18 protein-coding genes are annotated in these 23,812 nt (G+C 73.1%); 12 read left to right on the top strand and 6 right to left on the bottom strand.

Annotation, left to right across the window (positions count from 1 at the left end):
• Positions 1-14: 14 nt before the first annotated feature.
• Entirely contained in the window at positions 15-2,093 is a 2,079-nt protein-coding gene (malQ, locus tag ACX27O_RS30085; protein ID WP_458940457.1) for a 4-alpha-glucanotransferase, read from the top strand.
• Here malQ and ACX27O_RS30080 read toward each other — a convergent pair.
• Complete coding sequence (locus ACX27O_RS30080) at positions 2,045-3,154, bottom strand: winged helix DNA-binding domain-containing protein (protein WP_458940456.1); 1,110 nt, start codon at positions 3,152-3,154, stop codon at positions 2,045-2,047. The genes malQ and ACX27O_RS30080 overlap by 49 nt on opposite strands.
• A 138-nt stretch (positions 3,155-3,292) precedes the next feature.
• Here ACX27O_RS30080 and ACX27O_RS30075 point away from each other — a divergent pair, with 138 nt between their 5' ends.
• From ACX27O_RS30075 to ACX27O_RS30065, 3 genes are all read left to right on the top strand, one after another.
• Positions 3,293-3,685 carry a hypothetical protein gene (locus ACX27O_RS30075; protein WP_458940455.1) on the top strand — a complete coding sequence of 131 codons (393 nt, stop codon included), beginning with the start codon at positions 3,293-3,295 and terminating at the stop codon, positions 3,683-3,685.
• Positions 3,686-3,749: 64 nt separating this feature from the next.
• Positions 3,750-4,508: a HipA family kinase gene (locus ACX27O_RS30070; RefSeq protein ID WP_458940454.1), complete on the top strand. Its 759-nt coding sequence runs from the start codon at positions 3,750-3,752 to the stop codon at positions 4,506-4,508.
• On the top strand, positions 4,505-4,873 hold the full coding sequence (locus ACX27O_RS30065; protein ID WP_210865329.1) for a DUF3037 domain-containing protein: 369 nt from the start codon (positions 4,505-4,507) through the stop codon (positions 4,871-4,873). The genes ACX27O_RS30070 and ACX27O_RS30065 overlap by 4 nt, the downstream gene beginning before the upstream one ends.
• A 288-nt stretch (positions 4,874-5,161) precedes the next feature.
• Here the strand turns inward: ACX27O_RS30065 and ACX27O_RS30060 are convergent, their stop codons facing one another.
• Positions 5,162-7,084, bottom strand: a complete 1,923-nt coding sequence (locus ACX27O_RS30060) for an anthranilate synthase family protein (RefSeq protein ID WP_030328672.1) — start codon at positions 7,082-7,084, stop codon at positions 5,162-5,164.
• A gap of 204 nt (positions 7,085-7,288) precedes the next feature.
• Between ACX27O_RS30060 and ACX27O_RS30055 the strand changes: the two genes are divergently transcribed.
• The 3 genes from ACX27O_RS30055 (at position 7,289) to ACX27O_RS30045 (ending at position 11,763) form a co-directional block, all read left to right on the top strand.
• Entirely contained in the window at positions 7,289-8,701 is a 1,413-nt protein-coding gene (locus ACX27O_RS30055; protein ID WP_030328670.1) for an FGGY family carbohydrate kinase, read from the top strand.
• 99 nt (positions 8,702-8,800) lie between these two features.
• The gene (locus ACX27O_RS30050; RefSeq protein WP_458940453.1) at positions 8,801-11,344 is read left to right on the top strand and encodes a sensor histidine kinase; all 2,544 of its coding nucleotides are present in this window, start codon (positions 8,801-8,803) and stop codon (positions 11,342-11,344) included.
• On the top strand, positions 11,341-11,763 hold the full coding sequence (locus tag ACX27O_RS30045; RefSeq protein ID WP_030328666.1) for a roadblock/LC7 domain-containing protein: 423 nt from the start codon (positions 11,341-11,343) through the stop codon (positions 11,761-11,763). Before ACX27O_RS30050 ends, ACX27O_RS30045 begins: the two co-directional genes overlap by 4 nt.
• 79 nt (positions 11,764-11,842) lie before the next feature.
• Here ACX27O_RS30045 and ACX27O_RS30040 read toward each other — a convergent pair whose 3' ends face one another.
• The gene (locus ACX27O_RS30040; protein ID WP_030328664.1) at positions 11,843-13,186 is read right to left on the bottom strand and encodes a GH1 family beta-glucosidase; all 1,344 of its coding nucleotides are present in this window, start codon (positions 13,184-13,186) and stop codon (positions 11,843-11,845) included.
• Between the two features lie 842 nt (positions 13,187-14,028).
• On the opposite strand from ACX27O_RS30040, the gene ACX27O_RS30035 reads away from it, so the two are divergent.
• Positions 14,029-16,935 (top strand): glycoside hydrolase family 48 protein, encoded by a 2,907-nt coding sequence (locus ACX27O_RS30035; RefSeq protein WP_210865325.1) that lies wholly within the window; start codon positions 14,029-14,031, stop codon positions 16,933-16,935.
• Between the two features lie 333 nt (positions 16,936-17,268).
• On the opposite strand, the gene ACX27O_RS30030 is transcribed toward ACX27O_RS30035, so the two are convergent.
• On the bottom strand, positions 17,269-17,886 hold the full coding sequence (locus ACX27O_RS30030) for a DUF3159 domain-containing protein (protein ID WP_051708184.1): 618 nt from the start codon (positions 17,884-17,886) through the stop codon (positions 17,269-17,271).
• A 257-nt stretch (positions 17,887-18,143) separates the two neighbouring features.
• On the opposite strand from ACX27O_RS30030, the gene ACX27O_RS30025 reads away from it, so the two are divergent.
• Positions 18,144-19,031 (top strand): phosphatase PAP2 family protein, encoded by an 888-nt coding sequence (locus tag ACX27O_RS30025; protein WP_210865324.1) that lies wholly within the window; start codon positions 18,144-18,146, stop codon positions 19,029-19,031.
• A gap of 8 nt (positions 19,032-19,039) precedes the next feature.
• Positions 19,040-19,708: a maleylpyruvate isomerase N-terminal domain-containing protein gene (locus tag ACX27O_RS30020; RefSeq protein ID WP_245233522.1), complete on the top strand. Its 669-nt coding sequence runs from the start codon at positions 19,040-19,042 to the stop codon at positions 19,706-19,708.
• 37 nt (positions 19,709-19,745) lie between these two features.
• Here the strand turns inward: ACX27O_RS30020 and ACX27O_RS30015 are convergent, their stop codons facing one another.
• On the bottom strand, positions 19,746-20,609 hold the full coding sequence (locus ACX27O_RS30015; protein WP_458940452.1) for a DUF1028 domain-containing protein: 864 nt from the start codon (positions 20,607-20,609) through the stop codon (positions 19,746-19,748).
• A 47-nt stretch (positions 20,610-20,656) separates the two neighbouring features.
• A complete protein-coding gene (locus tag ACX27O_RS30010) occupies positions 20,657-21,877 on the bottom strand; it encodes a low temperature requirement protein A (RefSeq protein ID WP_458940451.1) in 1,221 nt (406 codons plus the stop codon).
• 154 nt (positions 21,878-22,031) lie between these two features.
• On the opposite strand from ACX27O_RS30010, the gene ACX27O_RS30005 reads away from it, so the two are divergent.
• Both ACX27O_RS30005 and ACX27O_RS30000 read left to right on the top strand, forming a co-directional pair.
• Positions 22,032-23,015: an LLM class F420-dependent oxidoreductase gene (locus ACX27O_RS30005; RefSeq protein ID WP_358135292.1), complete on the top strand. Its 984-nt coding sequence runs from the start codon at positions 22,032-22,034 to the stop codon at positions 23,013-23,015.
• Entirely contained in the window at positions 23,012-23,803 is a 792-nt protein-coding gene (locus ACX27O_RS30000) for an SDR family oxidoreductase (protein ID WP_210861449.1), read from the top strand. Before ACX27O_RS30005 ends, ACX27O_RS30000 begins: the two co-directional genes overlap by 4 nt.
• The last annotated feature ends 9 nt before the right edge of the window (positions 23,804-23,812 follow it).

Here is a 23,812-nt window from a genome sequence, read left to right as displayed (position 1 = left end):
GGCGGGGGATGGGGATGAACCGACGATTGGCCGCGCTGGCCAACGCGCACGGTGTTTCCACCTGGTACGAGGATTGGCGGCACCGCCGCGTCGAGGTCGCACCGGAGACCGTGGTGGGTGTGCTGGGGCTGCTCGGCGTGGACGCCACCAGCCCGGCGGCGATCGCCGACGCCCTCGCCGCCGTCCGCGCTGTCGACCGGGGCGCCCTGCCGGAGACGGTCGTGCTCACCCACGGCCGCAGCCGGGCGCTGCCCGGCCCGGGGGTGCTCACCCTGGAGGACGGTGGTCGGCGGGCGGTCGACGGTGAGTTGCCGGCCAACCTGCCGCTGGGTTGGCACCGGCTGGCCTGCGCCGACCGGGAGGTCACAGTGGTGGTGGTGCCGCGCCGGCTCCCGGTGCCACCCCGGGCCTGGGGCTGGATGCTTCAGCTCTACGCGCTCAATTCGGAGCGCTCCTGGGGCATGGGCGATCTCGGTGACCTCGCCGACTTCACCGAGTGGGCCGGGGCGACCGGGGCGGGGCTGGTGCTGCTCAACCCGCTGCACGCGGTGGGGCCGGCGCACCCGGTGGCCACCTCACCGTATTCGCCCGCCAGCCGACGCTTCGTCAACCCGCTGTACCTGCGGGTCAGCGACACCGCCGCGTACCGCGCGGCGGACCCGGCGACCCGTGCGGTGGTCGACGCGTTGCGCCCCGACCGGGGACCTCTGATCGACTACGACGAGGTGTGGTCCGCCAAGCGGCACGCCCTGGAGTTGCTGCACCCTCACGCCCGGCCGGTGGACCTCACCGCGGACCCGGCACTGACCAGCTTCGCCACCTGGTGCGCGCTCGCCGAGCGGCACGGCAACGACTGGCGGGCCTGGCCGGCGCAGCTGCGCCACCCGGACGCCCCGGCGGTCGCCGAGCAGCGTCGGCAGCTCGCCGACCGGGTCACCTTTTACGCCTGGCTGCAACAGCTGTGCGACGAGCAGCTCGACGCCGTCACCGCGGCGGCCCGCGCGGCGGGGATGCCGGTCGGCGTCGTGCACGACCTGGCCGTCGGCATCGACCCGGGCGGCGCGGACGGCTGGCAGCTCGCCGACGTGCTGGCCCAGGGCGTGCGGGTCGGTGCCCCGCCGGACGACTTCAACCAGCTCGGCCAGGACTGGGGCCTCGCCGCGTGGCGTCCGGACCGGCTCGCCGCCACCGGCTACGCCGCCTACCGGGACATGCTGCGCCGGGCTCTGCGGCACGCCGGTGGCCTGCGGGTCGATCACGTCGCCGGCCTGTGGCGACTGTGGTGGGTGCCGCCGGGCGGCGGCGCGGCCGAGGGCACCTACGTGCGCTACGACGCCGAGGCGATGCTCGGCATCCTCGCGCTGGAGGCGCACCGGGCCGGCGCGGTGGTGGTCGGCGAGGATCTCGGCACCGTCCAACCGGCGGTGACCCGAGGGTTGCGGGGGCGCAACATGCTCGGCTCGACAGTGCTGTGGTTCGCCCGCGACGACAACGGTGACTTCGTCCCACCGGCCCGGTGGCCGCGCAACGCCCTCGCCACGATCTCCACCCACGACCTGCCCACCGCACCGGGCTTCCTCACCGGTGAGCACGTGCGGGTGCGCGACGAGTTGAAACTGCTCGGCACCGACGTGGCGGTGGAGCGGGCCCGCGCCGCCGCCGACCGCGACCGGCTGCTCACGATGCTGCGCACCGAGAACCTGCTGCCGACACCGACACCGACACCGACACCGACGCCGACCGTCGACCCGGCACGGCCCGACGCGCCAGCGACACCCGACGACGGCGAGGTGGTGGTGTCGATGCACGCCGCGCTCGCGGCCAGCCCGACCCGGCTGCTCGGCGTCTCCCTCTACGACGTGCTGGGCGAGGTGCGCCAACCCAACATGCCGGGCACGGTGGACGAGTACCCGAACTGGCGGCTGCCGCTGCCGGCCAGCGTGGCGCAGATCCGCGAAGATCCCCGGGTGAGGCGGATCGCCGACCTGCTCAGCGCCGCCCGCCCACGAGCGGCCGACCCGCCGCCGCCGCGTGACGCCGTCGGTCAGGTCAGCCAGTCGAAGCGGGCCGGCAGCCCGAGGAAGTCGGCGTAGCGCCCGAGCGCCTGCTCCACCCGGGCCCGCGCGGCGACGTCCAGCGGCGTGAGCGGCCGGACGGTCACGGTGACCCCGGTGCGGGTGATCTTGCGCTTCCACACGCCGACCACCCGACCGGCGCGCACCACTGTGGCCTGGAAGATGCCGTTGTTGCCCGGCACCACCGCCGCCTGGTGGGCGGGGTCGAGCATCAACGTGCGGTCCCGGAAGCCGAGCAGGTACTCGTCGAAACCGGGCAACGCCAGCACGTCGTCCGCCTTGGTGCGCGGGGCGTCTGGCACTGCCGCGTCGACGTACATCGGTGTGCCGTCGACCCGTACGGTGCTCAGCGCGTCGTCGGCGGCGGTCAGGCCGCGCCGGGCGTCGGTGAGGGTGAGCCCGCTCCACCCGGCGAACTCGCGGTCGGTGACCGGGCCGTGCGAGCGAACGTAGCGGTGGGCGAGCACGGCCAGCGCCTCGTCCCGCTCCAACCGGCGAGACTCGGGTGCCCACTCGTCGAGCAGGGCGAAGGTCTGCTCGGTGCCGACGTTGGGCGCCACGCAGGTCACCCCGCGAACGCTCGCATACCACAGCAGGTGGTAGCCGCGCTGCCCGTCGGTGCCCAGGCCGGCGGCCCGCAGGGCGGCCAGGCACTGCGCGCGGGTGAGCCGACCACCGCCGGCCAACGCGGCACCCAGGACGTCCACCGCCCGGTCCGCGTCGGCCTCGCTGAGCCCGAGCTGCGCCCGCCGGGTCGCCACGGCGGCCAGCGATCGGACACCGGTCAGCTCCAGCATCCAACGGGCGTCGGCGGACGGCACGAGGTGCACGGTGCCCCGCATCGGCCAGGTGCGCAGCGCCTCACGCCGCTCCAACGCCGCCTGCACGTCGGTCACCCGGCAACCGGGCAGTCGGGCCCCCAGCGACCACAACCCGCTGGCCAGATCCTGTGCCTGCATCGCGCCGAACCACTCGACCACCTCGGCGACGGTACCGGGTCGGGTGCTCGGCTGCGGGCGCAGCAACAAGCTGGTCATCCGCAGCGCGAGCGCCTCGGCCGCGCTGAGGTCGACAGGCATCGGGCGCTCCTTTTCGTGGCCGGGCGGCCAGCCTAGGGCCGACCACCGACACTTCTGCTGGTGGGAGGCGTAAGCGGGGTCTTCGGGGGAATGCGGCTCGCCGGAAGTGCGCGCGCCGCGCGTACGGAAGGGATTCTCATGACTGCCGCAAGCGAGCCGGCCCGGGGTGCCGGCGTAACGGCCGGGTCCCGCGGCCACCGGGGGGACGCCCGCGCCAAGACCAGCGCCGCAGCGACCTTCGCCCTGGTGTTCGGAGTGGCCGGCCTGTTCAGCGTGTTGACGGCGATCCTCGCCTGGCTGGGGCTGGTGCTGGGCATCATCGGGATCATCCTCGGCATCGTCGGGCTCAAGATGGCGCGCCGGCCCGGGGTCACCGGTCGTGGCGTGTCCATCGGCGGCCTGGTGCTCAGCATCCTGGCCGTGCTGATCGGGCTCGGCCTGGCCGCCGGGACCACCACGTTCGTCAACAACGAGAACGCGGTGAACCGCCTGCAGACCCAGGTCGACAAGCTGCGCGACAAGCTCGACTGACCCACGTGTGCCGGTCCGGGCCGGCCCGCCCACCCGTCCCGGGCAGCACAGTAGGGTGGGCGGCGTGCTCCGCCAGGTCACCGCGATCCGCTACGTCACCCCGCTCCGCGAGGGTGGGTCGCTGCCGGGCGTGGTGGAGGCCGACGACCTGGGCACCTACGTGGCGAAGTTCCGCGGCGCCGGGCAGGGGCCCAAGGCGCTCATCGCCGAGGTGATCTGCGGCGAGCTGGCCCGCCGGCTGGGGCTGCGGGTGCCGCCGCTGGTGGTCCTCGACATCGACCCGGTCATCGGGCGGGCCGAACCCGACCAGGAGGTGCAGGAGCTGCTGCGCGGCAGCGGTGGCGCCAACCTCGGGATGGACTTCCTGCCCGGGGCGCTGGGCTTCGACCCGGTGGCGCACCCCGTCGACCCGGCGATGGCCTCCCGGGTGCTCTGGTTCGACGCGTACGTGGAGAACGTCGACCGCAGTTGGCGCAATCCGAACCTGCTCGTCTGGCACCGGGAGCTGTGGCTGATCGACCACGGCGCCTCGCTGTACTTCCACCACAACTGGCCGCGCGCCGACGCCGCCGTGCACCGGGCCTACCGCGCGGACGATCACGTGCTGGCGCCGTACGCGTCGCGGCTGGCCGAGGCCGACGCCGAGTTGGCCCCCCAGGTCACCCCGGAGCTGCTCAGCGAGGTGCTGGCCCTGGTACCGGGGGAGTGGCTGACCGCCGCCGACTTCGACACGGCCGACGCGGCGCGCGAGGCGTACCTGCACCACCTGACCCGCCGGGTCGCCCGCACGGCCGACTGGCTGCCACCGGGGAGCGGGGCATGAGGCAACCCTTCGAGTACGCGGTGATCCGGCTCGTACCCCGCATCGAGCGCGGCGAGCAGATCAACGTCGGGGTGTTGCTCTACTGCCAGCAGCGCGACTACCTGGCCGCGCGGACGCACCTGGACGCCGACCGGGTTCGCGCGCTGGCACCCGACGTCGACCTGCCGGCGGTGGCGGCGGTGCTCGACTCCTGGGACCGGACCTGCTCCGGTGACGGGCCGGCGACCCGGATGCGCCTCGGCGAGCGGTTCCACTGGCTGGCCGCGCCGCGCAGCACGATGATCCAGACGGGGCCGGTGCACACCGGTCTCACCGCGGACCCGGCGGCCGAACTGGACCGGCTGATGGCGACCCTGGTCCACTGAGCGCGGGCGGGGCGGACCCGGTCCCCTGATCGCGCTACGCCAGCTCCGTTGCCGGCGGAGCGCGATCCCCCGTTCAGGCGCCCGGTGCGGGGCGACGGCTCGATCCCGCCGGCACCGATGGCATCAGGATCGTCGTCCGCGCGCGGCGCCGGGCCGGAACGACCCGGAAGTTGCGGAAAAATTGAGCCGGCGGCCGGCTGACGGACGAGGGTGACCGGTGGCGCGGGCGGGGGCTCTCGGCCCGTCCGCGCCACCGGTCCATCCAGCCCTACCCCCGGGGCACTGTGACTATGCGCCGTCGCGCGTCGCGGACAGCGCCTGCGTGCGCGCCGCCGGCAGCAGATCGGCCAACAGCTCGCTCAGCACGGCGAGCCCGTCCGGGCTGAGCACCGACTCCGCGTGGAACTGCACCCCGGCGAAGCCGCGCCCCCGCAGGGCGTGCACGGCACCGTCGCCCGGGTCCCGGGCCAGCTCCACCGGCCCGTACGCGGTGGCCAACCGGTCGGCCTCGGCGCGGGCGGTGAACGTCGAGTAGAACCCGACCCGGCGGGTCCGCCCGAACACCGGTACCTCCCGCTGCAACCCCTGGTAGGGCGCCTCCCGGCGGTGCAGCGTCAGCCCCAGCAGCCCGGCCAGCACCTGATGGCCGAGGCAGACCGCGAGGGTGGGACGACCGGTTGCCAGCAGCCCGGTCAGCAGCGAGCGCAGCGCCACCATCTTCGGCGCGTCCGCGCTGCCCGGGTCACCCGGCCCGGGACCGGCCACCACCAGGTCGTAGTCGTCGACCGGGCCGCTCGCGTGCCACGGCCGGGTGGTCACCGCGAGGCCCAACGCGCTCAGCTGGTGGGCCAGCATGGCGGTGAAGGTGTCCTCGGCGTCCACGATCAACGCCCGGCGGCCGACCAGTGCGGGCAGTCCGGGCGCGTCCGGTGACCGCTGGTCCAGCCAGAACCGCGCCAGCGGTGCGTTACGCGCGGCCAGCGCGTCGCGTACCGCCGGGTCGTCGGCCAGCCGCGCGACCGGCCCGCGGTCGCCGACGGACGCCGCCGGACCGAGGCCGAGCGCGGCCAGCACACCGGCGGCCTTGGCGTGCGTCTCGGCCACCTCGCCGGCCGTCGTCGAGTGCCGGACCAGGGTCGCGCCGACCGGCACCCGCAGTCGGCCGGTGGGGGAGATCTCGGCGGTCCGGATCAGGATCGGGGCATCGAGCGTCTGCCGGCCGGCCTCGTCGTGACCGAGCAACGCCAGCACACCGCCGTAGTAGCCCCGACCCCGGCGCTCGTGTCGGGCGATCACCCGGCAGGCGTTCTCGATCGGGCTGCCCGTCACGGTGGGGGCGAACATCGTCTCGCGCAGCACCTCCCGCACGTCCCGGGTGCCCCGCCCGGCGAGCAGGTACTCGGTGTGCGCCAGGTGCGACATCTCCTTCAGGTACGGCCCGATCACCTGCCCACCGTGTTCGGCGACGGTGGCCATCATCTTCAGCTCCTCGTCGAGCACCATGTACAGCTCCTCGACCTCCTTCGGGTCGGCGAGGAAACGCAGCAGGGCCGTCCGGTCCGCGACGCCGCCCGGGCAGCGGAAGGTGCCGCTGATCGGGTTCATCATCACCAGCCCGTCGTCGACGCTGACGTGCCGCTCCGGACTGGCGCCGACCAGCGTGCGGGTGCCGGTGTGCACCACGAACGTCCAGTACGCGCCGCGCTCGCCGACCAGCAACCGGCGCAGTGCGGCCAACGCGGCCCGCAGCGGCGGACCCTGCACGGTGGCGTGCAGGGCGCGGTGGATCACGAAGTTCGCGCCCTCGCCCCGACCGATCTCCTCGGACAGCACGCGCTGCACGGTCCGCGCGTACTCCTCGTCGCTGACGTCGAAGCCGGCGTCGGTGGTGTGGACCGGCTCGTCGGGCAGCGTGGCGAGGGCGTCGGCCAGTGCGATCCGCTGGTGGGCGCTGACCTGGAGGAACTCCAGCGGGGCACCGTCGTCGACGCAGGCGAAACCACGTTCGGTGATCTGCCGGTACGGCACGAGGGCCAGCGTCCGGGCCCCGGGTGGGCCCGGCGGCAGCGGAATGTCGGTGAGCCCCTCGGCGGTGTCGACCGGGCCGGTGAACAGGTCCAGTTCGTCAGCGCCGTCGCGGCGCAGCAGCGCGAAGGGGCCGGGGTCGACGCCGTGCGTGACGGCGGCGAGCAGGTCGGTCAGCTGGGTCATCGGAATCTCCGTCGGGCCGGGTGCCGCCCTCGGGCGGCCCTGGAACCGGGAGATCCGGCGACCGCCTCGATGGCGGCCGCGTGGATGGAGCTACGCGCGGGGGATGGCCGCCGGGTCGGCGGGCCACCAACTGGTCAGGTGCGCGAGCATGTGATCCACCCTACGCGCCCGTCGCCCCGCTGGCACGGGGTAACTTGACCGGCGATGAACATTCTCGCGCTCGACCTGGGCACCTCCTCGGTACGCGGGCTGGTGCTGGACGCGGACACGCAGCCGCTGCCCGGCGCACTGGCCCGCCGCAAGGTCGACCTCGCCATCGGCGACGACGGCACCGGCACGCTGTCCGGCCGGGACTACCTGGCGAGCCTGGTCGAGTGCCTGGACGAGCTGGCCGAGTCGGGGCACCTGCACGACGTCGACCTGGTGGCGGTCTCCGCCCAGTGGCACTCGGTGCTTCCGCTGGACCGCGACGGCGCTCCGCTGGGCCCGGTGGTCACCTGGCTGGACACCCGGCCCGCCCCGGTCGGCCGCACCGCCGGACCGGCGGACCCGGACGGCTTCCACCAGCGCACCGGCTGCTGGTGGCACCGGTCGTACTGGTCGATGCGGTTGCCCTGGTTGCGCGAGCAGTCCGGCACCCCGATCGCCCGGTTCGTCGGTCTGCCCGAGTACGTGCTGGGTGAGCTGCTCGACACCGCGCCCATGTCGATCTCCCAGGCCTCCGGGACCGGTCTGCTGGATCTGCGCACCCTGCGCTGGGACGATGAGGCGCTGGCACTGGCCGAGGCGACACCGGCGCAGCTGCCGCCCCTCGGCGAGCTGGACTGGCACGGCCGGCTCCGGGTCGACCTGGCTCGTCGGTGGCCGCAGCTGGCGCAGGCCCGCTGGTCACCGCCGGTCGGTGACGGAGGGGCGTCGAACGTCGGCTCGGGCTGCGTCGACCCGAGCCGGGCCGCCGTCACAGTGGGCACCTCCGCAGCCGTACGGCTGATGCAGCGGATCCCGGCCGGCGAACCGATGCCCCGCCTGCCGGAACGGTTGTGGCGTTACCGAGTCGACCACGACCACGTGGTGACCGGTGCCGCGTACGCCAACGGCGGCAACCTCTTCGCCTGGGCGAACCGGGAGTTGCGGTTGCCCCAGGGCGCGGAGCTGGACGCGGCGCTGGCGCTGGTGCCGGCGGGCGGTGGTCGACCGGCGGATCCCCGCTTCGGCGGCGACCGGGCACCCGGGCTGGCTCCGGCGGGCAGCGGAGCGCTGCGCGGGCTCAGCTTCAGCACCACATCTGTCGACATCCTGGCCGGGCTGATGCAGGGGCTGTGTGAGCTGGTCGCCGACGACCTCGGGGTGTTGGAGTCCACCATCGACAAACCGGTCGGCGTGGTGCTGGGCGGCGGCGCGGTTGCCGCCTCGGTGTGGTGGCGGCAGGCCTTCGCCACTGCGCTCGCACCGCGACCGGTGTCGCATCAACGTAACCCGGAAATCGGCGCCACCGGTGCCGCGTTGGTCGCGCTGGGGCGCTTCGGTGACGCGATCGAGCTCGCCGACATCGGCCGGACGGACGAGCTGGTTTTACCGACCACGGCAGGACGGTCCCACCCGCAGTATCCTTCCTGAACCTCGGCCTCGCCCGGGCCGTTGACAGCGGTACCGAGCCTGGTTGGATGGACTGCGCTCCCCCGACCGCGGTGGACGCGGTAGGACGGAGGAGGCAGGGTGGCGGCAGGTCCCGACCCGGCGAACGGTGCGGTGTCGAACCATCGCCGCCGCCGCTTCGACGTCCGAGTCGTTCCGCATCGACGGCGGTCACCGTTCCGGCTGCGCGACTGGCGGATGAGCACGAAGCTCGCCACCGTGCTGGTGGTGCCGTCGATGGCGTTCCTCCTGCTCGCCGGGGTGCAGACCAGCACGCTGGTGGGGCGGACGACGGCGTTGAACGACTTCTCCAGTCAGGTCGGCATCGGCCGCCAGATCACCGCCGCGGTGCACCAGCTCCAGCAGGAGCGCGACCGCTCGGCGGGGGAGCTGGGCGAGCTGCGTAAGGGTGGTGACCGGCAGGCCGCCGCGAACGACCTGAAGCCGTTGCAGGCGGCCACCGACAAGGCCATCGTGGACCTCAGCCGGGCCGCCGAGCCACTGGCGGACGCGGACGCCTCCTGGCGGGTGGCCTTCTCGGAGGCGTTGGAGGCGTACGACCAGGTGGTCGACATCCGCGCGGCGATCCCACCGGCGGTGCTCAGCAGCGAGACCATCCTGAGCAACTACCACCGGGCGGTCGGGGCGTTGCTCGACCTGCTCGCCGAACCGACGCCGGGTCAGAACCAGCCGGCGTTGAACGACGCGGTGCTGCGCTACGTCCAGCTGGCCCGGGTCAAGGAGCTGTCCTCCCGGGTGCGGGGTCAGCTCTACGCCGCCGCCCGCGCCGGTGCGTACGGCACCGAGGACCGGGTGATCCTCGCCGACCTGCGCGGCCAGCAACTCACCGCGCTCGGCGCGTTCCGGGTGGCCGCGACCAGTGCGCAGATCCGCCGCTACGACGAGACATCGGTGTCGCCGATGTTTCTGGTCGCCACCGATCTGGAGGAGCGCAGCCTGTCCTCCGGTGGCGCGTCGCCGCAGGTGCTCCCGTCGGAGCAGTGGTGGTCGGCCAGCCAGCAACGCCAGGAGTCGCTGCGCCAGCTCGAGGCGGGCGTGCTCGACGACGCCGTGCGGCAGGCCGAGGAGGCCAGCGCCGACCAGCTGCGGGCGACCCTGCTGGTGGTCGGCGGGGTCGTGACGGTCCTGCTGGCCGCCCTGCTGATCTCGTTGCTCATCGGCCGGTCGGTCGCCCGGTCGATGCGGCTGCTGCGCAGCCAGGCGCTGCGGATCGCCCAGGTCGAGTTGCCCGACGCCCTGGACCGGCTGAAGACCGTCACCGGCGGGGTGCCCCGCATCGAGGTCGCGCCGGCGGTGGTGCGTTCGCTCGACGAGATCGGCGAGCTGGCCGAGGCGTTCGTGGCGGTGCACCGCAGCGCGGTCACTGTCGCCGTCGAGCAGGCGCTCATGCGGCGTAACGTCAACGCGATGTTCGTCAACCTGGCCCGGCGCAGTCAGGTGCTGGTGGAGCGCCAGTTGGAGCTGCTCGACGACCTGGAGCGCGAGGAGAGCGACCCGGACCAGCTGGAGAACCTGTTCAAGCTCGATCACCTGGCCGCCCGGATGCGCCGTAACGACGAGAGCCTGTTGGTGCTCGCCGGCACCGACTCCACCCGCCGGTGGAACCGGCCGGTCGGTCTCGGTGCGGTGCTGCTGGCCGCCGCCGCCGAGATCGAGCAGTACCAGCGGGTCCGGATCGAGTCGGTGGCGGACGTGCACGTGGTCGGGCACGCCGTCGGCGAGCTGGTGCACCTGCTGGCCGAGTTGCTGGAGAACGCCACGGCCTTCTCCCGCCCGGACACCGTCGTGGTGGTGACCGCCCGGGTCGGAGCGGGCGGTCCGCTGATCGAGATCGTCGACCGTGGTCTGGGCATGAGCCCGGCCGCGCTGGTGCAGGCGAACGAGGTGCTGGCCAGCCCGCCGGCCGCGGACGTGGCGGCGGTGGAGCGGATGGGGCTCTTCGTGGTCAGCCACCTGGCGGCCCGGTTGGGCCTCCGCGTGCGGTTGGAGGGCGGCGAGGATGGCCTGGTCGCCCGGCTCGTCCTGCCCGCCGAGTTGCTGGCTCCGCCGGGCAACGTGGAGCTGGACGCGCCCCCGTCGGCGCGGATGCTGGCGGCGAGCGCGGCGCGAGGGCTGGCTGCGCAGCCCGGGGCGGGCTGGCCGGGCGCTGCCGCCGCACCCGGCAACGCGGTGCGGGACCTGCCGGTGGCCGGCCGCCCGCCGGGCGTCGGTGTGCCGCGTCAGGGCCGCCCGATGCCGGTGCGCGCCGAGGACGTGCTGGCCCCGGCCGCTGCCAACGGCAACGGCAACGGTGGGGGCTGGTATTCGCGGCAGGGCCCGACCTCGCCGGTGGTGCCCGCACCGGCGGCGCCACCGACCATCCCGGTGACCGCAGGCACCAACGAGCGGGGACTGCCGGTGCGGGTGCCCATGGCGCAGTTGAGCGCTGTCACCCGTTCGGCCCAACCGATGACGGCACCGACCCGCACCGACCCGGACCCGGAGGCGGTCGGCGGCATGCTCTCGCGGCTCTACAGCGGAGTACGGCGCGCCGAGGCTGAGGACACCACCGAGATACCCGTGCCACCGTCCGGGGGGCACGACGAAGGGGGACGACGACAGTGACGACGTTGAGCCAGGAGGCGCGTGACCTGAGCTGGCTGGTGAGCGCGTTCGCGGAGCGGGTGCCGGGTGTGGCGCACGCGGTGGTGGTCTCCTCCGACGGGCTGCTGGTGGCGATCTCCGATCACCTGCCGCGTGACAACGCGGACAAGCTCGCCGCGGTGACCTCCGGGCTGATGAGCATCACCGCGGGCGCGGCCCAGATGTTCGACGGCGATGTCGTCAAGCAGACGGTGGTCGAGATGGGCCGTGGCTACTTCCTGGTGATGCAGATCCGCGACGGTTCGATTCTGGCGACCTTGGCGGCCGGTGACGCGGACATCGGCGTGGTGGGCTACGAGATGGCCCGGCTGGCGAAGCAGGCGGGGGAGATGCTCACCCCGGCCCTGCGGGCGGAGTTGCAGCAGGCGCTGCCCCGCTGAGTGAGCCGGCCGAGCCCGGACGGTCACCGGCTCACCCGAGCCGAGCCGTCCGGGCCCGGCGGTCCGGGTGGCGGCGCGTTCAGAAGCCGCCGTCGGCGATGACGGAGCGGTACCAGGTGGCGCTGCTCTTGAGCACCCGCCGCTGGGTGGGGTAGTCGACGTAGACCAGGCCCCAGCGCTGGTCGTAGCCCTGGTCCCACTCGAAGTTGTCGAGCAGTGACCAGACGTGGAAGCTCTCCAGCGGCACCCCGTCGGCGATGGCCCGGTGCGCCGCGGTGAGGTGGTCGCGCAGGAAGCTGATCCGGCCGGTGTCCTGGACGGTGTCGTCCGCGTCCAGAGTGTCCGGGGTGGGCAGCCCGTTCTCGGTGATGGTGAGCGGGATCGGGCCGTAGTCGCGGGTGATCCGGGTGAGCAGGTCGTACATCCCCTCGGGGTAGATCTGCTGCCACTCGGCCTCGGAGGTCGCCCACCGGTGCGCGGTGCCGCCGTCGGCGGTGACGTAGATCGGGGTGTAGTACTGCACGGCCAGCAGGTCGACCGGCGCGGAGATGACCTTCAGGTCGCCGTCGCGGATGCCCTGGACCATCCGGCTCTGCGGGCCCAGGTCGGCCAGCAGGTCCTCCGGGTAGCTGCCCTTGAACAGCGAGTCGAGGTAGAGGCGGTTCTCGTAGGCGTCGTAGAGGTGGGCGGCAGCGGCCGCCTGCGGGGAGTCGTCGGCGGGGTAGCAGGGGTGCAGGTTGAGCGCGGGGCCGATCCGGCTGTCGCTGCCGGTGGCCCGCAGCGCGCCGACGGCGAACCCGTGCGCGAGTTGCAGGTGGTGGGCGACCAGGTAGGCGGCGTCCGGGTCCTGCCGGCCGGGGGCGTGGTGGCCGGTGAGGTAGCCGTTCTGCACCACGGTCTTGGGCTCGTTGATGGTGAGCCAGGACGGCACCCGGTCGCCGAGGGCGCGGAAGACCACGTCGGCGTAGTCGGCGAAGCGGTGGGCGGTGTCGCGCGACTCCCAGCCGCCGGCGTCCTGGAGCGCCTGGGGCAGATCCCAGTGGAAGAGGGTGGCCATCGGGGTGATGCCGCGCTCGTGCAGGCCGTCGAGGAGCCGGCGGTAGAAGTCGAGGCCGCGCTGATTGGGCGTGCCGGTGCCGTCGGGTTGGATCCGGGGCCAGGAGATGGAGAAGCGGTAGCTGCGCAACCCGAGGTCGCGCATGAGGTCGAGGTCCTCGGCGTACCGGTGGTAATGGTCGATGGCCACGTCGCCGGTGTCTCCGTTGCGGGTGCGCCCCGGGACGCGGCTGAAGGTGTCCCAGACCGACTCGCCGCGCCCGTCCTCCTTGGTGGCGCCCTCGATCTGGTACGCGGAGGTGGCCGCGCCCCAGCCGAAGTTGTCCGGGAAGCGCAGCGGGCCGGCGGGCCCAATAGGTATCGACATGGATTCTCCTCATGGATACGGGGCCACCGCCGAAAGATTCGGGAGCGCTCCCATGATAGGGCAGGCGCTGCCGGCTGGTCAGCCGGCCGTCATGGCGGCCGGCGCTGGCGAGTGGGAGACGGATGTGGCCCCGAGCAGCGAACGAGGCCGTCCGGGCGGCGCGGCGCGCCTGTCCCGTCGGCCTCTTTTCCTATCGTGTACGGGGGTTTAGTGTGGGGACGGGGGAGGGCAACCCCCGTCCCCACCGTAACTGCACACACACGGGCGGAATTTGGGTCCTGCCGTGCGTGTCGCGCGGGAGCCGGGCCACGCGAGTGGCTCTGGTTCCACCTCCCTCCCTGTGGCGGGACGATGGCTGACGACGGCGTCCGGGCTGGCCCGTCGTCGGCCCTCGGTCTGGTTCCCTGAGCTCGTCAGAGACGATCCCAGCGATCTTCTTGTTGGAACCTTGTCGATGGAAGCGCTCCCATCGACCGATGTTGCGACTGTAACGCCCGTCACGCCTTTGTGAAAGCCCCAAAACGAGATCGAAACAAGGAGCTGATCCGAGGCTCCGTGCGCTTGTTGTGGGAGCGCTTCCATGGCACACTGTCGATTCGACGCGACAGGAGCCACATCGCGTGAGTGCGGGTCCACCGAGGGCAGCCGGCAGCACCAGCTCCGGTCACGGTCACCCGATCAGCCGGCGGGACCCCTCCCGTGCGGGCTCGCACCGCCGAACCCCGGCCGGGCCCGGGGGAGACCACCTTCCCGGCGCCTCGACATCCCCGCGGACCACCACCCACGCGGGCAGGCGCCTCGCCGGGGACCGTCCCGGCCCGGTCCGAGGAGACACCGCGCACATGAGACAACTGGCACGACGCCGTCGAGTGGCGATCATCGCCGCCGCCGCGCTCGCCATCGGCGGGGTGACCCTGCCCGCTGGCGCCGCACAGGCCGCACCCGCCTGCGACGTGGTCTACGCGACCAACGACTGGAACACCGGCTTCACCGCCAATGTCACCATCAAGAACCTGGGCGACCCGATCACCAACTGGACGCTCAAGTGGACCTTCCCGAACAGCGGTCAACGGGTCACCCAGGGCTGGTCGGCCCGGTACAGCCAGACCGGCAGTGAGGTCACCGCGACCAACGAGTCGTACAACGGCAACCTCGGCACCGGGGCCTCCACCACCATCGGCTTCAACGGCGCCCACACCGGGAGCAACCCGAAGCCCACCGCGTTCACCATCAACGGCACCCCGTGCAACGGCACCCCGGCCAACCAGCCGCCGACGGTTTCGCTCGGCCTGCCGAGCGGGCCGTTCACCGCGCCGGCCGACGTGCCGCTGACCGCCACCGCCAGCGACCCGGACGGGACGATCAGCAAGGTCGAGTTCTACCGCAACGGCCTGCTGATCAACACCGACACCAGCGCCCCGTACGCCTACACCCAGGAAGACCTGCCGGCCGGCAGCTACACCGTGCAGGCCAAGGCGTATGACAACGCCAACGGCATCGGGGTCGACGAGAAGGCATTCACCGTCGGCGCCGCCAGCGGCCCGACGCTGGTCGCCACGCCGTCCGCGGTGAGCGTCGCCGAGGGTGGCACCGCCACCTTCAACCTGAAGCTCAGCGCCGCGCCGACGGCCAACGTGCCGGTCACCCTCACCCGCACCGGTGACACCGATGTCACGGTCTCGCCGAGCACCGTCACGCTGACCCCGAGCAACTGGAACACCGGGGCCACCGTCACGGTCGCCGCGGCCGAGGACGCCGACACCGTCGGCGGCGCCGCCACCATCACCGCCACCGCCACGGGTCTGGCCTCGCTGGCGGTCACCGCCACCGAGATCGACAACGACACCCCCGGCGGCGACAACACCTACATCGCGAAGTTCCTCGAGCAGTACGGCAAGATCAAGAACTCGGGTTACTTCAGCCCCGAGGGCGTGCCGTACCACTCGGTGGAGACGCTGATCGTGGAAGCCCCCGACCACGGTCACGAGACCACCTCCGAGGCGTTCAGCTTCTGGCTCTGGCTGGAGGCGAACTACGGGCGGGTCACCCAGAACTGGGCCCCGTTCAACAACGCGTGGACCGTGATGGAGAAGTACATCATCCCGACGCACGCCGACCAGCCGACCGCCGGCTCCGCGGGCACCCCGCAGTACGCCGCGGAGTACAACCTGCCCAGCCAGTACCCCTCGGCGCTGGACCCGAACGTCCCGGTCGGCCAGGACCCGCTCCGCTCGGAGTTGCAGTCCACCTACGGCACCGGCGACATCTACGGCATGCACTGGCTGATGGACGTCGACAACACCTACGGCTTCGGCCGCTGCGGTGACGGCACCACCAAGCCGGCGTACATCAACACCTTCCAGCGGGGCACCCAGGAGTCGGTGTGGGAGACCGTCCCGCAGCCGTCCTGCGACACCTTCAAGCACGGCGGTCAGTACGGCTACCTCGACCTGTTCGTCAAGGACACCGGGGCCCCCGCCAAGCAGTGGAAGTACACCAACGCTCCGGACGCCGACGCCCGCGCCGTGCAGGCCGCGTACTGGGCGCTGACCTGGGCCAAGGCGCAGAACAAGCAGGCCGACGTCGCGGCCACCATCACCAAGGCCGCCAAGATGGGCGACTACCTGCGGTACGCGATGTTCGACAAGTACTTCAAGAAGATCGGCAACTGCGTCGGGGCCAGCACCTGCCCCGCCGGCAGCGGCAAGGACTCGGCGCACTACCTGCTGTCCTGGTACTACGCCTGGGGCGGCGCGTACGACACCAGCCAGAACTGGTCCTGGCGGATCGGCTCCAGCCACAACCACTTCGGCTACCAGAACCCGTTCGCGGCCTGGGCGCTGACCAACACCCCGGAGCTGGCGCCGAAGTCGCCGACCGCCGCCAGCGACTGGACCAAGAGCCTCGACCGGCAGCTGGAGTTCTACACCTGGCTGCAGTCCGCCGAGGGCGGCATCGCCGGTGGTGCCACCAACAGCTGGGACGGCAGCTACGCCCAGCCGCCGGCCGGCACCAGCACCTTCTACGGCATGTTCTACGACGTCGACCCGGTCTACAACGACCCGCCGTCGAACCAGTGGTTCGGCATGCAGGCCTGGTCGATGCAGCGCATCGCCGAGCTGTACCTGCAGACCGGCAACGCGAAGGCCAAGGCGCTGCTGGACAAGTGGGTGCCGTGGGCGATCGCCAACACCACCCTCGGCACCAACTGGTCCATCCCGTCGGACATGGCGTGGACCGGTCAGCCGACCACCTGGAACCCGTCCAACCCGCAGCCCAACACCAACCTGCACGTCGAGGTCACGGTGAAGGGCCAGGACGTCGGCGTCACCGCCGCCTACGCCCGGACCCTGATCGCGTACGCGGCCAAGTCGGGCAACGTCGCGGCGAAGGACACCGCCAAGGGGCTGCTCGACGCGCTGTCGTCCGCCAGCGACGCCAAGGGCGTGTCCACCACCGAGAAGCGTGGCGACTACCGGCGCTTCGACGACGTCTACAACGCGTCCACCGGACAGGGCCTCTACGTCCCGTCGGGCTGGACCGGGAAGATGCCGAACGGCGACGCCATCGCCGCCGGCAAGAGCTTCCTGGACATCCGGTCCTTCTACAAGAACGACCCGGACTGGCCCAAGGTGCAGGCGTACCTGGACGGTGGTCCGGAGCCCGAGTTCAACTACCACCGGTTCTGGGCGCAGGCTGACGTCGCCATGGCGTACGCCGACTACGGCAGCCTGTTCCCGAACGGCTGATACGACCCGGGGTGGGTGGCGTGGACCGCCCACCCCGGGGTCCGGCCCGGTCCGGGGAACGACGGACCAGGGCTGGCGGACGGCCTGACACCCACGGTCAGGCCGGGGTGGGCCGGCCATCTGGCCGACGCAGCGGATCGGCTGGCCCGCCCCACCGCCCGGACTGAAGCTAGCCGCGAAAAAGCCCAGAAATTCGGGCCGTCGCGGGATCACACCGAGGTCCGTGACGGAGTAACGTACGTCACCGGAGAGGCCGCTCCCCCCGTGGCGGCCTCTCCACTTTTGCAGCGAGTCCGCGCCGCCCCGCCGCACCGGCGAGGCGGCGCGACCGGTTCAGCGAGGCGGCACGACCGGGTGACGCAGCCCCGGGTGCCCGGCCGGCAGCGAGCGCCGCAGCACCACCCAACTCAGTGCCAGCGCCGCCGCCACCAGCGGCCAGGTCAGCGCCACCCGGGCCACCACCAGCGCGAGCACCTGCCCGCCCAGGTAGAGCGGCACGAACACGGCGACCCGCAGCAGGTACGTCGCCGTCCACACCCAACTCGCCCGGCCGTACCCGCGCAGCAGCACCGGGTCGCGCCGCCACCGGGCGCGCTGGCCCAGCACCGCGCCGACCAGCACACCGAGCAGTGGCCACCGCACCACGATGCTGACCGTCCACGCCAGAGCGCTCGCGGCGTTTGACAACACCTGGATCAGAAAGAAGTTCTCGGCCCGACCGGTGCGCACCGCGATCAGCGCGGCGACACAGACGGCCAGCAGCCCGATCAGGACCGAACGCGGCCGGTCACCCCGACGCAGGCGTACGCCGGCCACCACCGCGCCCACTGCCAGCGCCGCGCCGACCCCGCCCCACAGCGACTCGCCGCCCCACAACCACCCCGCGGCGAACGCCAGCGGCGGCAGTGTGGCGTCGATGGCGCCGCGTCGCCCGCCCAGCAGATCCGTCAGCGACTCGGCCCGCGCTGGCTCTCCCGGACCGGTGTCGACGCCGGCCCGCGCTGGCTCTCCCGGACCGGTGTCGACGCCGGCCCGCGCCGGCCCTTCCGGCCCCGGATCGCCGCCTCCGCGCTGCTCCGGACCGGGCTCGGCCGGGCAGCTGTCGCGCTCCGGTGTTCCGCTCACCACCGCCTCCTCACCTCCGGCACAACCTAACCGGCGATTGGTGGCGGGCCACCGCTCGGACCGCCGACACCTGCCGCTACGGTGTGCGGATGCGCGCGACGGCACGGGGTTGGACCGCGGTCTGGTTGGTCGTACTGGCCCTTGTCCAGGCGGCTGCCTTCCTCGCCGTGTGGCGGGTGGCCGTGCACTCCGAGGTCGGTCAGTGGGTGGACACCGTCGCCCTCACCGGCAACCGGATCGGACAGGACACCATCGATGGTCCGGTCGACCGGATCCTCAACGCGATGTCGGTGGTCTCGTTGCTGGCCGCCACCGCGATGATCGGCTTCATCGCGTTGATCCGGGGGCGGATCGCCCTGGCGATCACCGCGACCCTGCTGATCGCCGGAGCGAACGTCACCACCCAACTGCTCAAGTACGGGCTGAACCGCCCCGACTTCGGCCTCGACCCGGAACGCGCGGCGGTGGGCAACAGCCTGCCCAGCGGGCACACCACGGTGGCCGCCTCGGTGGCGGTCGCGCTGATGCTCGTGCTGCCGCGCAAGGTCCGGGCGGTCGGCGCGTTCGTGGGTGCCGGCTACGCCGCCGTCGCCGGAGTCGCCACCCTCTCCGCCGGCTGGCACCGGCCCAGCGACGCCGTCGCCGCGTACCTGGTGGTGGGTGTCTGGGCGGCGTTGGCCGGGCTGCTGCTGCTGATCACCCAGCGGGAGCAGGCCGAGGTCGCCCCCGGCGACGCGCACCGGGTCGCCGCGCTGGTGCTCGGGGTGGTCGGCCTGCTCGCCCTGGTCGCCAGCGGACTGTCCCTGTCCTGGCTGATCGAGCTACGCGGCACCGGGCCGCAGGAGTTGTCCCGCCGGCCGTTGTTCGTCGGGTACGCGGGCAGCGCCGCCGGGATCGCCGGCACGATGGCCGTGGTGATGGCGCTGGTGCTCACCGTCGTGCACCGGCTGGTGCCCCGGGTCAAGGGCTGAGCCGCCCGGTGGAGCCGACCCGGGCGGCGTTCTCCGCCGAGTGCGCGCGGTTCACCGAGGTCCTGACCGAGCTGACCGACGATGATCTCGGCCGGCCCACCGACTGCCCGCCGTGGACCGTCCGGGAGCTGATCGCGCACACCCGCACCGGGGTCGGCCGACTGACCGACATGCTAGCCGCGCCCGCCCCGCCACACGCCGAGGTGGACGCCGCAGGCTACTTCGGCGCGGCGAAGTTCACCGCCGAGGTCGACGCCGACCGGATCGCCGGCGGGCAGCGGGACGCGCTACCGGTGGACCGGGCGGCGCTGGCGACCGAGTTCGACCGGGCCTGGCGGGCCACCGAGGCGGCCGTCGCCGCCGCCGCGCCCGACCGGGTGGTGCGAACCCGCCACGGCGACGCGATGCGCCTCGGCGAGTTCCTGCGGACCCGGGTCGTCGAGGTGGGCGTGCACGGGTTGGACCTGGCCGCCGCGCTGGGCCGGTCCCCGTGGCTCACCCCACCGGCGGCGGCGGTCATCGCCGAGCTGCTCACCGGCGGACGACCGACGCCGGCTGGGTTGGGCTGGGACCGGTTGACGCTGATCCGCAAGGCCACCGGCCGGACGGCAGTGACCGTCCCGGAACGGGCAGCGGTCGACGCCGCCGGCTTCCGCTGGCTGGCCTTCGGCCGCTGACGGCCGGCCCTGCGAGGTCGTCGCCGGTGTTGCTGAATCAGCTCGCCGAGCGGGGCGCGGGGACGTGCGGGGCGACACCGCGCAGGTGCGTCAGCACCACCGGGTCGATCCGCCCCGGCACCAGCCGCTCCTCCAGGTTCTCCAACCCGGCCCAGGAGATCAACGCCGCTTCCGGGTCGTCCTCCCGCGCCGGATGACCGAGCGCGGCGAGCAACGCCGCCACCTCGGCGGCGACCGCGCCGGTGAGGTCGAGCAGGGTGGCCGGGTCCGGCCGGCCGAACAGCATGGTGTGCACCGACAGCAGACGACCCAGCTCGGCCACCGGGTCGGGGTGGTCGTCCACCCGAAGGTCCACCACCACATCGCTGGTGCCGCCGTACCCGCCGCCGCGCTCGACCACCAGCAGGCCGGCGCTCTGCCGCCCACGCCGGTCGCCGCCGGCCTCGTCGCCGGCCCGCAACGCGGCCACCAGCCGCTCGGCGAACGGCAGCGCCGTTCCCGCCTCCCAGGCCGCACCGAGGGCGTCGACGACCTCCGGCCCGGTGAGCACGTTGCCCTGCGCGGCCCAGCCGTCGCCGGTCCGCCCGCCGGCCCACGGGTGGCAGGCCGGCCCCGTCCAGCTGGCCCCCGTTCCGGTGACCCCCACGACGCCGAGTTGACGATGGTCCCGCTCGGGGTCGGCGGCGATCAGCCCGGCCACCACGTCGGCGGCAGCCACCCCGGTGCGTAGCAGGGTGAGTCCCTGCGGGCGGTAGGCGAGGTTCACGTGCGCCTGGGTGGCCAGCGCACCCACCTCGGCGGCGGCGGCCGGCACCAACGCCCCGGCGGCGAGGAACTTGCTGGCGACGGCCACGCCGTGCAGGCGGCCGTCGGCGGAGCGGGCGACGAGCGAGAAGGTCACCGGCCGAGAGTAACCCTCCGGTCCGGCACGGCATTCGCGCGCAACGCTCAGAACGGTGGCGTGGCGGCCTCCGGTGGGGCGCCGTGCGCCCGCCGGGCGTCGGCCACCGCGACCGCCGCCAACGCCAGCGCCCCGAGCGCTGTCGCGAGCACACCGGGCAGGTGCAGCAACGGCACCGACGACACCACCAGCACCGTGAGGGCGATCCACCGGGACGGGGAGACCCGCGCGAACACCTCGTACTCCAGGCGGGCCCGGCCGGCCAGGAACAGGGCCGGGCCACCGAGCACCATGGCCAACCACGAGCCCGGGATCCGCTCCAACGGAGCCTCGATGATCAGCTCGTAGCCGATCGCGGTGCACGCGAGACCGATCACCATCACCAGGTGGGTGTCGGCCGCGGACCGGCCGATATTGGCGGGGTGCCGGGCCTTCATCACCGCCTCGCCCAGGATCCGCCCAGCCCGCTGCACATAGATCCGCCACAACATGATCGAGGTGGCCAACGCCAGCGCGAACGCCCAGGCGTGCCCCTTCTCGTACGGCCCCTTGCTGTACGAGAAACCGGCCACCAGGATCGTCTCGCCCAGCGCGACGAGGAAGAACTGCTGGTACCGCTCGGCCAGGTGCTCCCCGGCGATCTCCCACTTGGAGATCGTCGAACGACCCAGGCCGGGCACCGGCCAGCCGCAGCGGGCGGCCAGGTACTCGAAGCCCAGCGCCACCGACCAGAGCACCACCTGCGCGTTGGTGCTCAGCATCGCGCCGCCGATCCACAGCACCCCGCTGACGGCGTAGATCACCGCCATCCGCACCTTCAACCGGCGGTACGGGTGCGGGCCCAGCGCGACCGACAGGATCACCGGCCGGGTCACCTGCGCGATCACGTACGCCACGGCGAACATCAGCGCGGTCTCGCTGAACGCCCGGGGGATCGCCACCCCCATCACCATGCTGCACACCAGCGCGGTGATCACCACGGTCTGCAACGGCACCCGGTACGGGTCGTACCGGCTGGTCGTCCACGCGGTGCCCTGCCAGACCGCCCACAGCGCCAGCAGCAACAGCAGCGTCTTGCCGCTGCCGGTGATCGTCCCCCAGCCGTGCTCCCGGCCCGGGTCCTGAGTCAGATCCTCGAACGCGCGTGCCGAGATCCGGGTGAGCGCGAAGACGTACACCAGGTCGAAGAAGAGTTCCAGGAACGTCGCCCGGCCGGGCGCGGCCGCGGCCGGGACCGGCTCCAGGCGTCCCGCCGCCCTGGAACCCATGGTCAGCGGCCTGCGCCGTCGGTCCGGTCCACCTCGAAGTGGTAGCACCTCCCACTGGGCCGCACGGCCGGAAACCGGCGATTCTGCCCAACCCGGGGATCTTGCCCGGGCCGTCGTCAACGGGCACGATCGATCGGTGACGAATCGATGGGGCATGACCGTGCCGCTGGGCGGGATCGCGCTGGCGCAGCACGACGCGGCCTACGCGGCCCTGGAGCGGGCCGGGTTCACCGACGTCTGGTCGTCCGAGGTCGCCGGGGCCGACGCGTTCACCCCGCTGGCCCTCGCCGCCGCCTGGCAGCCCGGGCTGCGGCTGGGCACCGCGATCACCCCGGTCTACACCAGGGGTCCCGGGCTGCTCGCGATGAGCGCGGCGGCGCTGGCCGAGGCCGCGCCGGGCCGGTTCTCGCTCGGCATCGGGGCGTCCTCACCGGTGCTCGTCCGGGACTGGAACGCCGTGCCGTTCGACCAGCCGTTCCGGCGTACCCGCGACGTGCTGCGTTTCCTGCGCGCCGCGCTGCGCGGCGAGACCGTCGACGAGGTCTACGACACGTTCGCCGTCCGCCGGTTCACGCTGGAACGACCGCCGGCGGTGCCGCCACAGATCCTGCTCGCCGCGCTGCGCCCGGGAATGCTCCGGCTGGCCGCCGCGGAGGCCGACGGGGTCATCCTCAACTGGCTCAGCGCCGACGACGTACCGCGTGCCCTCGCCGAGCTGGGCGAGCGCCGCGCCGACTTCGACGTCGCCGCCCGGATCTTCGTCTGCCCCACCGAGGACACCGCGTACGCCCGGGCACTGGGCCGCCGGCTCATCACCAGCTACCTCACCGTCGGCGCGTACGCCGACTTCCACCGCTGGCTCGGCCGCGACGAGGCGCTCGCACCGATGTGGGCGGCCTGGGCCGCCGGTGACCGGCGCGGTGCCAACGCGGCGGTGCCCGACGAGGTGGTCGACGCGCTGGTGCTGCACGGCTCACCGGAGCGGTGCCGCGCCGAGGTGCGCCGCTACGCCGACAACGGGGTGGACGTGCCGATCATCGCGCTGCTGCCCACCCCCGAGGTCACCGCCGGTGGCGCGACCGCGCTCCTGGGCCTCATCGCCCGACTGGGCACCAACCTCGTGGAGGCGTCCGCGTGAACCTCACCGACCGGATCGTCGTGGTCACCGGCGGGGCCGGCGGCATCGGCGCCGCGCTGTCCCGCCGGTTCGCCGCCGAGGGAGCCGCGGCCGTGGTGGTCGCCGACCTGGACGCCGACGCGGCCCGCGCGGTCGCCGAGGGCATCGGCCCGGTCGCGCACGCCCACGCCGTCGACGTCACCGACGAGGAGCAGGTCCGCGCGCTGGTCGCCGACACCGAGCAGCGGTACGGCCGGATCGACCTGTTCTGCGCCAACGCGGGAGTGACCACCGGCGGGGGAGTGGAGGTCGACGACACCGGTTGGGACCGGGCCTGGCGGGTCAACGTGCTGGCCCACGTCTACTCGGCCCGCGCGGTGCTGCCCGGCATGCTCGCCCGAGGCGGCGGGCACCTGCTGCACACCTGCTCCGCTGCGGGTGTGCTGACCGCGGTGGGCGACGCCGCGTACACCGCGACGAAACACGCCTCGGTGGGCTTCGCGGAGTGGTTGGCCATCACCTACCGGGACCGGGGCATCCGGGTCAGCGCCCTCTGCCCCCAGGGAGTGGACACCCCGATGCTCGCCGACGGGCTCGCCGACGGCCACCTCGGCGCCCGGGTGGTCGCCGCGTCCGGCGCGGTGCTCACCCCGGACCAGGTCGCCGAGGCGGCCATCGCCGGGCTGGCCGAGGAACGTTTCCTGATCCTTCCGCACCCCGAGGTCGCCGACTACGCGCGCCGCCGCGCCGAGGACCCGGACGGTTGGCAGGCCGGCATGCGCAAACTCGTCCGCCGGCTGACCGCCTGACCCGCTACG

This window comes from Micromonospora sp. SD19 (genome assembly GCF_054462275.1).
This window is presented reverse-complemented; position numbering and strand designations above follow the sequence as displayed.

Excerpts from the sequence above, each read along its gene's own strand:
- malQ (WP_458940457.1), top strand. The coding sequence starts at position 15 with ATGAACCGACGATTGGCCGCGCTGGCCAACGCGCACGGTGTTTCCACC.
- ACX27O_RS30080 (WP_458940456.1), bottom strand. The coding sequence starts at position 3,154 with ATGCCTGTCGACCTCAGCGCGGCCGAGGCGCTCGCGCTGCGGATGACC.
- ACX27O_RS30075 (WP_458940455.1), top strand. The coding sequence starts at position 3,293 with ATGACTGCCGCAAGCGAGCCGGCCCGGGGTGCCGGCGTAACGGCCGGG.
- ACX27O_RS30065 (WP_210865329.1), top strand. The coding sequence starts at position 4,505 with ATGAGGCAACCCTTCGAGTACGCGGTGATCCGGCTCGTACCCCGCATC.
- ACX27O_RS30060 (WP_030328672.1), bottom strand. The coding sequence starts at position 7,084 with ATGACCCAGCTGACCGACCTGCTCGCCGCCGTCACGCACGGCGTCGAC.
- ACX27O_RS30055 (WP_030328670.1), top strand. The coding sequence starts at position 7,289 with ATGAACATTCTCGCGCTCGACCTGGGCACCTCCTCGGTACGCGGGCTG.
- ACX27O_RS30040 (WP_030328664.1), bottom strand. The coding sequence starts at position 13,186 with ATGTCGATACCTATTGGGCCCGCCGGCCCGCTGCGCTTCCCGGACAAC.
- ACX27O_RS30035 (WP_210865325.1), top strand. The coding sequence starts at position 14,029 with ATGAGACAACTGGCACGACGCCGTCGAGTGGCGATCATCGCCGCCGCC.
- ACX27O_RS30010 (WP_458940451.1), bottom strand. The coding sequence starts at position 21,877 with ATGGGTTCCAGGGCGGCGGGACGCCTGGAGCCGGTCCCGGCCGCGGCC.
- ACX27O_RS30005 (WP_358135292.1), top strand. The coding sequence starts at position 22,032 with ATGACCGTGCCGCTGGGCGGGATCGCGCTGGCGCAGCACGACGCGGCC.